The organism is Sulfitobacter guttiformis (genome assembly GCF_003610455.1).
Lineage (GTDB): Bacteria > Pseudomonadota > Alphaproteobacteria > Rhodobacterales > Rhodobacteraceae > Sulfitobacter > Sulfitobacter guttiformis.
On sequence record NZ_RAQK01000002.1, the window covers coordinates 331018 to 344772 of the forward strand.

Consider the following 13755-nt stretch of genomic DNA (forward strand, 5'->3'; position numbering starts at 1 on the left):
ATACAATATGAATACCGACACACTCTTCCGCCCTTTCTCCTTTAAGGGGATGGAACTGCGCAACCGCATCGTCATGGCCCCTATGACCCGCAGCATGGCCCCCGAGGGTATCCCCGGACAGCCGCAGGTAGAGTATTATAAGCGCCGTGCGGCTGGCGAAGTAGGCCTGATCCTGACCGAAGGCACCGTGATCGACCGTCCAGCGTCGCGCAACACGCCAGGTATTCCGTTTTTTCACGGCGAAAAGGCGATGGCCGGCTGGACCGATGTCGCCGCTGCCGTGCATGCCGCAGACGGCAAGATTGCGCCGCAAATCTGGCACACCGGATCTACCCGCGGCGGCAAGTGGGAACCTGAGGCCGAAGTTGAAAGCCCGTCCGGCCTTGTAGGGCCGGACAGTCCCCGTGGCCGTGCAATGTCCGAGGCAGACATTGAAGACACAATTGCGGCCTTCGCATCCTCGGCAAAGCTGGCCCGCGACGCTGGGTTTGACGCGGTCGAAGTACACGGCGCACATGGCTACCTAATCGACCAGTTTTTCTGGTCCGGCACAAACCTTCGTGACGATAACTGGAACGGCCCCACGATCAAGGATCGCTCACGCTTTGCCGCAGAAATTATCAAGGCTATCCGCAGCGCCGTTGGTCCGGATTTTCCGCTGATCCTGCGCGTAAGCCAATGGAAGCAACAGGACTATACCGCGCGGCTGGCTATGAACCCAGACGAGATGACAGACTGGCTTTTGCCGCTGGTAGAGGCTGGAGTTGATATGCTGCACTGCTCTCAGCGGCGGTTTTGGGAGCCTGAGTTCCCCGAACTCGATGGCGTGGATGGTTTGAACTTTGCGGGCTGGGCGAAAAAGCTGACCGGTGCTGCGACGATCAGCGTAGGATCGGTGGGTCTCAACTCGGACTTTGGCGGTGCCTTCGCAGGCGAAGGATCGCAGACCACACCCCTTGACCAGCTCGTCACCAGAATGGAGCGTGATGAGTTCGACCTGATCGCCGTCGGTCGCGCCCTTCTTTCAGATGCGCAGTGGGTGCAGAAAGTTCGTAGCGGTCACATGGACGAACTACAGGGCTTTAAAGCTGAAGATCTGCAGACGCTCGCATAACCGCTCCGACGTGACAGCACGGTTGTCACGTCGTTTTAATTTGAACATGGAATGCTGCGCACTGTGCTCGGCATTCCATATAAGCTTGAGCTGCTGGCCGCCTACCCCGCTTCTAAATACGCAAAAATAAAAGCTGCCGGCGCATCCACACAAATGTCCGGCTTCAACCGAGAACCTTTTTGAACAAGCATTGTCGCATTTCCAGATAATGCAGGCCGGGCTGTTAATAGCTGCGCTATTTACGGTTCCATTCACGGTCGCCATGAGCGTCTTTTACCCGCGTCGGCAGGCCAATCGTGTCGAGAAGTGTAAACAGTGGTTTGGGATCTAACTCCTCCACATTCAACATGACGCCCTTGTCATACGTGCCATCCGCGATCAGCATCGCCATGGCCACTGGTGGTACACCCGCAGTATATGAAATACCTTGGCTGCCAACCTCGTTATAGGCGTCCTTGTGGTCGGCCACGTTATATACAAATACCTCGACCTCTTCGCCGTTCTTGATGCCTTTCACCAGATCGCCAATGCAGGTCTTTCCTGTGTAATTGGGCGCGAGGCTGGAAGGATCAGGCAAAACCGCCTTTACAAGCTTAAGTGGGACAACTTCCAGGCCCTCAGCGGTTGTCACTGGCTGTTCTGATAATAACCCAAGGTTTTGCAGCACAGTAAAGACATTGATGTAATGATCGCCAAAGCCCATCCAGAACCGGATATCTGCTTGCGGATAATTCGCCGCGAGTGAGTGAACCTCGTCATGACCCGACATATAGGCTTTTTGCTTGCCGACGACCGGCAAATCCCATTCGCGGCCCACCTCGAACATCTTATTTTCCTGCCAAGCGCCCTGCTGCCAGCTGTAGACAGTGCCGGTGAATTCGCGAAAATTGATTTCGGGGTCGAAATTGGTCGAAAAATATTTGCCGTGGCTACCCGCGTTGATGTCAACGATATCAATCGAGATGACCTCGTCCATAAACTCGTCCACCGCGAAGCGCGCGAACGCGTTTACCATGCCGGGATCAAACCCAGCGCCCAAAATTGCTGTCACACCCGCGGCTGCGCAATCGTTACGGCGTTTCCATTCGTAATTACCGTACCAAGGTGGTGTTTCACAAATTTTGGTCGGGTCTTCATGGATCGCAGTATCGATATAGGCGGCGCCGGTTTGGATGCAGGCCTCGAGCACCGTCATGTTCACGAAAGGCGAGCCCACATTAATCACGATCTGCGCTCCAGTCGTGGTAATCAAATCCGCTACTGCGTCACTGTCCATCCCGTCAACCGCATGGGCCTTGAATAAACCGTCCTGTTTCATCGCATTCTTGGCGTGCACGCTTTCAATGATCGCCTCGCACTTGGCGACCGTTCGGCTCGCGATGTGCAGATCGCCCAAAACGTCGTTATTTTGCGCGCACTTATGCGCAACAACTTGTGCGACGCCACCGGCACCAATGATCAGGACATTACGTTTCATGTATCCAAGAGACCTCTTATTCTTGTGGGTTATGACAGTGCCGCAGCAAAGTCGTCATAGTTGAAATCACGCACCATACGTATGCTGCCATCGAGTTCGCGGATCGCGATGCTTGGCATTTTGACCCCATTGAACCAGTTTTTCTTGACCATTGTGTAGCCTGCGGCATCCTGAAACGAAAGTCGGTCACCCGCCTTCAGGGCTGCGTCAAAGCGGAATTCGCCGAAGATATCACCAGCAAGGCAGGATTTGCCGCAGATCATCCATTCCTCGCTACCGGTATTCGGGGAGATCTTTGCAGGCTCGCGATAGATCAGCAAATCCAGCATATGTGCCTCAATCGAACTGTCGACGATCGCAAGGTTTTTGCCATTATGCATCGTATCCAGCACCGTAACTTCCAGCGTGGCAGCCCCCGTGATCGCCGCCTCGCCGGGTTCAAGGTAGACTTGGACGCTGAAGCGCTTCGCGAAAACCTTGAGCCGCGCGGCCAGACGTTCCAACGGATAGTCTTTGCCTGTGAAGTGAATGCCACCGCCCAAACTGATCCAGTCCATTTTATGGATAACCGCGCCAAAACGGTCTTCGATCAAGGTCAGCATCTCGTCGAAGCGTTCAAAACTGTCATTCTCGCAGTTGTTGTGGAACATCAAGCCACTGATCTGATCCGCAACCGCATCAATGGCCGCAGGGTCGTGTTCGCCCAATCGGCTGAACGCGCGGGCCGGATCGGCAAGGTCAAACTCCGACGTGGAAACGCCCGGATTGACCCGAAGTCCTCGGATATGGTCGTGGGATACACTCGCAAACTTGGTCAACTGCCCGATCGAGTTGAAGATAATCTTATCCGAGCACTCCAGAACCTGATCAATTTCATGATCCGCATAGGCCACCGAGTAAGCATGAGTTTCGCCGGCAAATTTCTCATGCCCCAAGCGGACCTCGAACAACGATGACGAGGTGGAGCCGTCCATGAATTCGGCCATAAAGTCAAAAACCGACCAAGTAGCAAAGCACTTGAGGGCCAGCAGACATTTAACGCCCGACGCCTCACGTAGCCATGCGATCTTTTCGAGATTGGGAAGCAGATGTGATTTGTCGATGAGATAGTAAGGTGTTTGCACGGCAATAACTTTCTGCGAGAGCACACCAGTTGCTGGTGCCAAGGACGGTGAGAGATATCGCGATTGCACTCAGCTATGCTTATACTGCGGATATCGGGCTCAAAAGTATTCGATTGGGCCTTTCGCACATTTCACTCAATCGGCGCAATGGTTTATGCGAAAAGCATCACAAACTGACCTTCGTCGTAAGAACCAGATCTGATGCTCGGGATTCATTACCGTTTTTTTTGAGTGAAAAACGGTCCGCTAATGGCCCGAGGTGGCCAGCTTACTTTGATATGCGCGACGTAGATCGGATGCATTGACCGGAATAAATAACTGCGCATATTCAAGATCTAGAAAAACGATTGTTCGAGAAATTTCAGGTCTCGCAATGGAGCATTCGGCTTTTATCGGCAAGGTGGCGGTGGGGACTTTGCGGTAGTCGACGAGGGGCTGTCATGAGACAGCGACCCTCTTTCTCAGTAGGTCAAAGTTTCATCCCGCCTAACTCGGCTACGCCAACAAAGCTCCGGTTCCAGGTTGGGCTAATTAATACCTCGTTGATGCATACATGCGGCGGGGCCTCGGCAATGTAGCGCACCATTGCTCCCAAATCTTCAGCTTGCAGCATCTTTGCAAGGTCTTCCGGCGAAGGCGGCTTTGGGCGCGATTGCATTATTGGTGTGGCAACTTCTCCTGGCATCAAAGCTGTGCATCGGATGCCGTTCACGCCCTCATCTTGATTGATCGAATGGCTAAGCGCCACAACCGCATGTTTTGAGGCGCTATATGCCGGACCGGTCAGGCGCGAGGGATGGCGCCCTGCCCACGACGAAGTCAAAATCAGCGTACCCTCACCCTTTGCACGCATCTGCGGCAGGACGGCCAGAATACCGTTCATGACGCCATTCAGGTTGATATTTACGACCTTGGCAAAGTCCACAGGTGTAATTTGTGCCACAGAACGATTTGGAACGTTGATCCCCGCATTCGCGAAGAATACATCGATGCCGCCAAGGCGCGCAATGAGGTCGTCGGCAACCGCCTGCGTGGCCGTTGAATCGACCACATCGAGCTGTGCAGCTTCGGCATTGCCGCCGGCAGCCACAACTTCGGCTACGACACGCTCCAACTCTTCCAGTCGACGACCCGAGAGTACAACATGCGCTCCGCCCGCCGCGAGGGCTTTGGCTGAGGCTTCCCCGATGCCACCACCAGCGCCGGTAACCCAAGCAATTTTTCCGCTCAACGATCCCATGTCATCCTCCCAAGATGCCTATTACACTGAAGGCAGTAAGCTCATAGAACTTTGATATTGTCCATCAAAGCGCTCCCGCTCACGCATGCGGTGATTGCGGCTGTGCCATGCTCGAAAAGTCGCTGAACGGTACACAAGTTTTGCGATTTAATAAAAGGGGTACATCGTGCCTGCCAGCGACCTAGCTGAAAATCTTTCACATGGCGAAAGTCCATGCCTTTGCACTTAAGTTTCAGGTTCGACCGGAGTCGCTAACCTGAACTGGCCCTGCTTTTGAGGGTAGGTTTGCTGCTGGCTTTATATGCATCTGGTGCATGTTCATGCCGCTTTTCGTGTCTCCGCGTCTTCAAACTATGCGATGTCTGGCGTACGCTTATCGAGAGCGGTTCGAGCTCTGGGAAAAAGAAGGCGCATTGTGCAATGCCTTCGGAACGCATGAAAAATAACGGAAAATTGCAACCCGCGCAGATAAAATACAGCATTGCACAGCCTAACTGTGGTAAAATCCTTACAGGGAAAGACAAGCAAGAAGACGGCGGCGTAACGCCAACGATTTAACACCAAACACCGCGAACAGAGCTGGAGGACAGCTTTGATTCAGGTCAAAAGCGGCCCTTCGCCGACGCGCTCGCCTCTGGTACCATACTGGCTTGGATGACCACGCAGCTGGGCACACTGCCGGAGCAGATCGTATCACGCTTCTTGTAAGACGCCGGCTTTAACAATTCATGATGTTCGAATCTGCCCCGTTCCAAAAACTAGTTCGCACTGTCGGGCGTTCTCCTCCGAGTGCTCAATGGTTTACGATAAGTGCGGGAGCGCGATCACGACGGGTGCGATTTGCATTGTGTCGCCGGAGACCTGTGGCTTGTGCTCATAGGTTTAGCACGTGGCGTATCGCTCTAGATGTTCTTGCGGGCAGTTCGCCTTACTTTTTACACCAACGGCAGTTGTAAAACTGCCGTTGGACTTGGAAAAAGCAGGTGATGCTTTTTACCTGAGCGGGCTCAACATGCCTTATTTCCAAGGCGTGACGAGATATTTCTCACCAGTCTTCATCGTGCGGTAATCAGTGACCGCTTCCTTGGTAAGCATTTCCTCAAGAGTGACCCGTTTCTTATAGTGACTTGCAAAGGTCGTCGTCAGGTTTTCGAGCACACGCTTGCGCATTTTCCCCACGGTTTCCGCACCGACCGATTGAAGAAACGGAAACAGGAGCCAGCCTGACAGGGTCCAGCCAAAGCCGTAGCTCGGCGACAGGAGCGTCTGGCCGACGTCTAGGCGGCCATAAATGAACATTCGCTTTTGCTGGTTGGAGCCATAGCGTGAATACTCGGTCATCTTGGTGACCGCGACCTGCTCCATCGCCTTGAAAACATTGTCGACCGATTTTCCTCCGCCGATCGGATCAAATCCATAGAAGGCATCGGTGTCGTCGATTGCAGTCCGGAGCTGGTGCATGAAATCATCAGCTGACGAGTTCACGACATGGCTGGAACCAAGCTTTTGCAACAATTCGACCTGATCTTCTTTGCGCACGATATTGACCAGACCGAGGCCGTCTTCTTGGCAGATACGGGTCAGCATCTGGCCCAGATTGGACGCCCCGACCGTGTGCAGGATCGAATTTTGCCCGTCCATTTTCGCATTTTCCGCGAACCCCAGCGCTGTCATCGGGTTGACGAAACCGCTCGCGCCGTCCTCTGCCGAATAATCACCTAGCGGCAGGCACATGCCAGCGTCGGCAATACAATACTGGCTGTAGGCATTGCCCGGCACACAAGCGACGCGCTGTCCCATCAGCGCTTTGGCCTTGTCGCCCTCACCCACTGCGACGACAGTTCCCGCGCCTTCATTCCCGGCAGGAAGTTTCAATCCGTGGCGCGCTTTTGATCCCGCATTAAATGGTTCGGGCATGGTGGCCACGAATTTTCCAGCCGAATATTCGGCGTTTTCGAGATCGGCAGCACCAGTAAGAATGGCAAGGTCTGACGGGTTTATCGGCGCCGCCTCCATTTTCACAAGCACTTGATTGCCTGTAGGTTCGGGAAAGGTCACGTCTTCGATTGCGACCGTGAGTGTCCCGTTGCTTTCTAAAGTCGTGAACAATTGCTTGCCGGTGGTGCTCATGTCGATATCTCCTAATTTTATGTTCGGTATTGAATGTAAGGTCAGGTCAGGGACCCGGGCTTACTGATTAAAAGGGCCTTAAAAATCGTGGCTCAGTGTCGTTTGCGAAATGCCTCGAAGCGACTATTGGCCACACTGAACACACCTCTTAACGCCGGTGCAACCACTAAGATGCGGTATCGGGCGGTGGTTTCACTACCTGATGTTTCGGGCGCTAAAATGAATAAGCTCCCCCTCTTCCTCCTGATTTTCTATCTTCCGCAAGCGCGGCTGAACCATTCCGCGCAGATTTTCTTTCATCTTGAAATCCGTTACTTTCCCCTATTGCGGGGCAGTCGCGAAAGCGCCAATGCCAATGTCGAATAGACGACCACCAGCACCATCTGCGTTTGTATCGCTCCAGCCACATCCCGCGCAGAGGCACCCATCTGATCTACCGCGACAAAAGCGGAAATGGCCGTCGATGATGGAACCAGCAACGATAGCATGCGCAGTTGGTCCGGTATCATCTCGACTGGCCAAGAGATGCCCGAAAGAAAAAACAGGGGCATCCCGATCACCACGAGTAAAAACACCACCCCTTCGCGCCAAGGAATGGCCATCGCAATGGCAAAGCCCATTGCAATACAAGCACAGATGAATGGCACGGAGATCAACATCAGCGTCACAAAATCACCAGTGCGCGGGATACTGTAGAGATACGGAATCAACATCTGCGTGAATGCAACCCAAACCATATACAGGGCGAAGTAGGCAGTGATCGTGGCCCATAAACGCACGCCCGTTGGTGCCCTGCGCCCTGCATGCAGCAGGCCAATCCCCATCAATAATGTCTGCTGCAAGATCAGGACAAAAGCCGCCGGAATCACATAGCTGGCATAGCCGCCCTGTGGATTGAAAACGGCCACGTTGGCTATAGCGACAGGCGAGAGCATCGTGCGGGCCACGCCATCATCGACGCCCAAAGCGGTGAGACGCGCGTAATTGACCTGCGCGCCCATTGTAGCTGCAACCGTGGCAATGGCCCTCATTACGTTTGAATAGATCAACAGATAGCTACCGTCACTATACGCGGCCACTGGTGCAGGACGGCCGGCAAGAATGTTTGCCTCGAAGCCCGCCGGAATAATGAGAATCCCGTAAACTTCGCGCCGGAAAAAGGCATCCCGCGCGGTTTCCATATCCGGCGCGGACATGGTCACATCGACCAAATCTGTTACGTTAATTTCACGTACAACAGTGCGGCTGGCGGTCGAGTTATCCTGATCAATGACGACCACGGGAACATCGCGCAAAACTTCACCCACATAGGGCTGCGGATAAAGAACGCTGTAAATCAGAATGCCAACAATCATCGTAGACTTGGCACTGCTGTCAGCCAGCAGCGTTCCTATGACCCCGAAAACCTCGGCAAGGAAATGGCGCAGCTTTCTCATGACTTATTCACCTGTTTTGTGACAGGGCCGATTTGAGAAGCCGGTATCTGAGTCATTGTCTTGCGCGTCATGACCCATAACAGGCTCGAGAAAACCAGAAGTTGGGCGAAAAGCCACGCCATAGTAGGTAAAGAATACTCTAGTGGCGCGCCCCGCAGGGTCTGGTCTGTCCGCAGTTGCAGGTACGGGGTCAGTGGTATGACCGCACCCCAGATCTGTGAAAAGAGCGTCATCCCAAAGCGGGGAAAGCTGACACCGGCAAATCCGAAAGATGGCGCCACGATCAATCCCATCATCCCAAGGGCACCCGTCGTGTCTTTAGCAATCAGCGCGATCAGCGCGCCCATGGCCTGACACGTCAAGATGAACATGAAACCATTAAGAAAAAATACAAAAACATTGCCACGAAAGCTGGCATCAAAAACGTTGAACAATATTACATCCCCAAGCAGCAGGATGAAGGTGCCGACAAGAGTATAGGGCAGCAGTTTTCCCAATATTGCGCGGATTGGCGTTAGCGCAATCCGCTGAAGGCGTGGCATCCCGTTCGGGGAGTGGTGTTCACGTGAAAACGACAGAACCGCAGCGGCACAGATGAAAATCTGTAAGACAGTTGGCATAATCGCTGAAAGCAGAAACTGGATGTAATCGAGGGAGGGATTGAACAACGGGCTTTGCTGTACGGGAATTGGCGTGATCAAATCCAGTGCGCGATCGGAACCCACCCCCTTAGCCTCAAGTAGACGCAACGACACTCCCGCGGAGAAAGTCGAAACAGACGTATTCAGGCTGCGCCCGACAATGCCACCCGCCGTCAAGAACTGACTGTTGGAAAACACTACAACTTCGGGCCTTTGCCCCAGTAGAATATCATGTTCCAGCCCCGCAGGGATCATCAGGATCGCATAGGCACGTTGTGCCACCAGCGCCTGCCGCGCCTCGCTCAGCGATGAAAGTTGCTCGACGATTTCGACATCAGCCGATGCGTCGGCCATCCGCACGATCTGGCGGGACATCGTCGACGCATCAAGATCAACAACAGCTACGGGAAGATTGCGCGGCAAACCCGGCGCAAAAATCACTGCCAGCACAAGAAACAGGATTAGGGGCAGCGGCACCAACATAAACGCAAGCGCAGGCCGCCCCGCAATCTGGCGCAGCTCACGGCGCCAGATCCGTCTAAAACCGGGAGGAAGATGCGATGGGGTCACGGGATCATTGACCGCTGCGCACTGTCGCGGGCCAATCCACCAAAACGCTCATTCCGGGACGCAATCCCGCGACTGCTGCAACAGGGTCGGCTCGCACAGAAAACGTTCGCAGATCAAAGTCCCCCGTCGCTTTGGTCGCGCGCCAGTTGGCATAACTGCCTTGGACATTGATTGATGTAATCACCGCGTCAATCTGCCCTGAACCATCGCCTAAAGCAGGAATACGCGCTTTTAGGGGCTGACCAACCTTCAGCCCCTCCAATAGATCTTCGCGCAGGTTAAACGTGAACCAAGCGTGGTCCACATCCACAACGGAAATTAATGGCGCACCTGCACTGAACAATTTGCCCAATTCTGCTGTACGTGTCGTAACCTCACCGTCGATGGGAGACACTACGATCATTTCATCTACGCTGGCTTTCGTCTGTGAAACAGATGCTTCGGCTTGCTTTACCTGGGCATCAGACACGGCCTTTTGCTCAGGGCTTGCGCCGTTGCGCGACTGATCAAGGCTGGCCTGCGCTGCTGCTTGGGATTGAATGGCAGCAGTCAGGTTGTTGGCCGCCTGATCCAGCGATGCCTGCGATACAACAGCATCGCCTTGCAACTGGCTAACCCGGTCGAAGTTGCTTTGGGCCAGCGTCACACCTGAACGCGCCGATTCTAACTGGGCCTCAGCGGCGGCGATCGTTTCAGGACGGGTGGAGTAAGTAAGGTCGCGGTTGGCCCGGGCAACATCCAACGCTGCGCGTGCAGCGGCAAGTTGTGCATCCAGTGTCGCGCTTTGCATCCGTACAACAACATCTTTGGCTGCGACACGGTCCCCGACGCTGACGGGCGTTTCAGAAACGCGCGCCGAGATCATCGCTGACAAATCGATGCGCGTCGCTTCTACTTCGCCTTGCACAAGGTATGTCGCGGGTTGGCTCAGTGTCCAAACCAGATAACCTGCCACCGCAGCAACGGCGACCACTGAGACAACCGCGGATTTATTCAGTTTCATTGGATATCCTTGACGTCGGTGATATTGGGAAAATACAGGTTTTTTTAAATCAATAGCATCTTCCTGTCAATATTGAAAACCATCAGTCATGACGACGTGATCCACATGGGAAAAGGCCTTGCGCTTAGCTCTTGATTTGTGAAAATTTCAGTTTTTATAAAGTGAGAGAGGAGCGCCAATGACAGAACAGAAAATGACCAAAGAAAAGCGGTCTCGTGGCCGTCCCACTGTGCGCACGGAGCAAGAAACGCGTGCGCTATTGCTCACGGCAGCGGCCGACGTGTTCCTTAGCGAAGGGTACGCCGGAACAAGTATCGAAGCGGTTGCCCGTAGGGCGGGCATGTCGACCAGAACGATCTACAAAACAGTTTCAAACAAGGCGAGCTTGTTCCGACTGGTCGCTGATAATGCTCTAGAGACAGGTATTGCACATCTCGATACGTCTTCAGATGCTACCAGCGTTGAAGGCGCTCTCTTCGCCCTGTCTCGTGCCTACGCCGATCTGGTTCTCAGTAACGCGGGCGTTTTGAATGCCCGAGCGGTATTCGCAGAGCAATCACAATTTCCGGAGTTCCGCGAAAACTACCTGTCGTCCATAAAGACTGTCGCCGATGCATTTGATCGCCGCTTCGTCGTGATTTTCTCTGACTGCACAACGCTTCAGGAAAGAGACCTTTATGAAGCGGCTTCGCTGCTGCGCAGCATGATAAACGGCGCACAAAGGGAAGCCGTTCTTGACCCCGCTTATGACGGCACGGCCGCTGCGATTTCAGCTTGGTCCGATACATGTACGAACTTTGCGCTGAGGGCGATGCGGAATACACAAGCGGCGAATGGTTAGGTTGCCAACCGGCCTTGGTGCAGCAATCGGGTTGAGCATGAGTTCCCCCTACCCCCAGCGGATTTACCCTGCAGGCATGATCCGGGGTTTGCACGGTGAAGTGAGACTCTGCAGGATGTGCGCACGGTCTTTGCCCACCGTAAAATGACAGACAATTTTTAAAATGACAGACAATTTTTCGCGCCAGAAGGCGCTAACCGCGCAATTTCCCTAAAACTCTTGTTTAGATGCGGCGTTTTGCACCCCTTCCCCTTCACCTTTGGCTTCGATGATTTAGGGTTTAGAAGCTTCCTCCGTTCTCCCGAGTGGGCCTGAAACGGCATCCCCGCTTTTTCCTAGACACGTTATATTCTGCTCTTGTGTCTGATCTTTGGCTTAGGTGTTTTTAGTAGTCAGGTTCTATTCGGCTTCAGCCACAAGATGCCCCTCTCCCAGAGACTTATAGCTGACTACAGCCGGAGACTGACCGATTGGCAAAATTGGGCTTTTGAGTTCGGCTGTGGAAATGTCGCGCGGGGGGATGGGCCGGTCCGGGTCAGGGAACGGTGCGGCTGTGATAAGTTTTCGGGTGTAGGAGTGCTGCGGATTGCCAAAAACCTGGGCACTTGATCCGATTTCGACGATCTGTCCAAGATACATGACTGCGACGCGGTCTGCGAAATTTTCGACCACAGCCATATCATGCGAAATAAACAGATAGGACATGCCGAACTCTGCCTTCAACTCTTGTAGAAGGTCCAGAACGGTCGCCTGCACCGACACGTCGAGCGCCGAGACGCTCTCGTCCGCGATGATCAGTTTGGGATTGAGCGCGAGGGCGCGGGCAATACAGATACGCTGGCGTTGGCCGCCTGAAAACTCATGCGGGTAGCGGTCAAGTGCGTCTGCCCCTAGCCCGACCCGCTCGAATAATTCCGCCGCGCGGGCGGTGCGGCTTTTGGCGGTGCCGACACCGTGGATAACTAAGGGCTCGCGCACCAGATCCCCGACAGTCATACGGCCATTGAGGGCTGCCATCGGATCCTGAAAGACCATTTGCATCACGCGAGTATTGGCAAGCTGGGCGCTGCGGTCCCGCATTACCGGCCTGCCTTCGAACGTGATGACACCCTGATGCGGAACAAGCCCCGTCAACGCACGTGCTACTGTAGATTTTCCGCAGCCACTTTCGCCTACCACGGCAAATGTCTCGCCGTGGAAGATGTCGAAGTTTATTTTCTCTACCGCGTATACACGGGCTTGGACACGGTCAAAGATTCCGCCGCGCAAATCGTAAGTAACGCGCAAGTCCCTCACCGAAACCAGCGGGCGGCTGGCGGTGTCGACCGTACTTGGGCGTCCCTGCCCCATACGCGGCACACTGGACAAAAGCTGTTGCGTGTAGGGCTGCTGTGGTGCGTTGAACAAACTGCGCACCGGTGCCTCCTCGACGCAGCGGCCTTTCTGCATCACCAGTACGCGGTCAGCCATCTGCGCGACTACGCCCATGTCATGGGTGATCAGGATCAGCGCCATCCCCAAGTCTGTCGCCAGATCACGCAGCAGGTCGAGCACCTCGCGCTGCACAGTCACATCCAGCGCTGTTGTTGGCTCGTCTGCGATCATCACATCAGGACGCAGGGCAATAGCAATTGCGATCACCACACGCTGGCGCATACCGCCCGATAATTCATGGGGGTATTGTTTCAACCTGCGTTCAGGCTCGGTTAGGCGAACGGCTTTTAGAGCCTCAAGAGCGCGGGTGCGTGCTGCGCGGGCCGGCATCGGCTCATGGGCGCGTATCGCCTCGGTCAGCTGATCACCGATCCGCATGACCGGATTCAGCGCCGTCATCGGTTCCTGAAATATCATTGCGATCCGGTCACCGCGCAGGCGCTGCAGGCGGGTCTCAGAGATCTTTGTCAGATCGTGCCCGCCGAACAGAATTTCGCCACCAGCAACATGCACGGCAGGCGGCGGCAACAATCCCATAATCGCAAGCGAAGTTAACGATTTTCCAGATCCGCTTTCGCCCGCAATCGCCAATGTCTCGCCACGTTTCAAATCAAAGCTGAGATTCTGAACCAGCGGCACGATACCGGTCTGTGTCCGCACCGAAATATCTAGGTTACGCACGGATAGGACTAGGGGCTGGTCATCGGTGGCCACAGGGGCCACCGATGTTGTCTGGTGCTGCATG

General features: G+C 54.4%; 10 protein-coding genes. 2 read left to right on the top strand and 8 right to left on the bottom strand.

Annotated elements, in window-relative coordinates; all coding sequences use genetic code 11:
- The first annotated feature begins 7 nt into the window (after window positions 1-7).
- The gene (locus C8N30_RS14305; RefSeq protein ID WP_025062114.1) at window positions 8-1114 is read left to right on the top strand and encodes an NADH:flavin oxidoreductase; all 1107 of its coding nucleotides are present in this window, start codon (window positions 8-10) and stop codon (window positions 1112-1114) included.
- A 235-nt stretch (window positions 1115-1349) separates the two neighbouring features.
- Here C8N30_RS14305 and C8N30_RS14310 read toward each other — a convergent pair whose 3' ends face one another.
- The 7 genes from C8N30_RS14310 to C8N30_RS14340 form a co-directional block, all read right to left on the bottom strand.
- Window positions 1350-2591 (bottom strand): saccharopine dehydrogenase family protein, encoded by a 1242-nt coding sequence (locus C8N30_RS14310; protein ID WP_025062113.1) that lies wholly within the window; start codon window positions 2589-2591, stop codon window positions 1350-1352.
- 29 nt (window positions 2592-2620) lie between these two features.
- Entirely contained in the window at window positions 2621-3715 is a 1095-nt protein-coding gene (locus C8N30_RS14315; RefSeq protein ID WP_025062112.1) for a carboxynorspermidine decarboxylase, read from the bottom strand.
- 469 nt (window positions 3716-4184) lie between these two features.
- Window positions 4185-4955, bottom strand: coding sequence for an SDR family oxidoreductase (locus tag C8N30_RS14320; protein WP_025062111.1), 771 nt, complete (start codon window positions 4953-4955; stop codon window positions 4185-4187).
- 1017 nt (window positions 4956-5972) lie between these two features.
- Window positions 5973-7085, bottom strand: a complete 1113-nt coding sequence (locus C8N30_RS14325; RefSeq protein ID WP_025062110.1) for a zinc-binding dehydrogenase — start codon at window positions 7083-7085, stop codon at window positions 5973-5975.
- A gap of 311 nt (window positions 7086-7396) precedes the next feature.
- A complete protein-coding gene (locus C8N30_RS14330) occupies window positions 7397-8521 on the bottom strand; it encodes an ABC transporter permease (protein WP_051567143.1) in 1125 nt (374 codons plus the stop codon).
- Window positions 8518-9732: an ABC transporter permease gene (locus C8N30_RS14335; protein ID WP_025062108.1), complete on the bottom strand. Its 1215-nt coding sequence runs from the start codon at window positions 9730-9732 to the stop codon at window positions 8518-8520. The genes C8N30_RS14330 and C8N30_RS14335 overlap by 4 nt, the downstream gene beginning before the upstream one ends.
- A gap of 4 nt (window positions 9733-9736) precedes the next feature.
- Window positions 9737-10735 (bottom strand): HlyD family secretion protein, encoded by a 999-nt coding sequence (locus C8N30_RS14340; RefSeq protein WP_025062107.1) that lies wholly within the window; start codon window positions 10733-10735, stop codon window positions 9737-9739.
- Between the two features lie 178 nt (window positions 10736-10913).
- Here C8N30_RS14340 and C8N30_RS14345 point away from each other — a divergent pair, with 178 nt between their 5' ends.
- The gene (locus C8N30_RS14345; protein ID WP_025062106.1) at window positions 10914-11576 is read left to right on the top strand and encodes a TetR/AcrR family transcriptional regulator; all 663 of its coding nucleotides are present in this window, start codon (window positions 10914-10916) and stop codon (window positions 11574-11576) included.
- Window positions 11577-11975: 399 nt separating this feature from the next.
- Here the strand turns inward: C8N30_RS14345 and C8N30_RS14350 are convergent, their stop codons facing one another.
- Entirely contained in the window at window positions 11976-13754 is a 1779-nt protein-coding gene (locus tag C8N30_RS14350; protein WP_120222901.1) for an ABC transporter ATP-binding protein, read from the bottom strand.
- Between the last annotated feature and the right edge of the window lies 1 nt (window position 13755).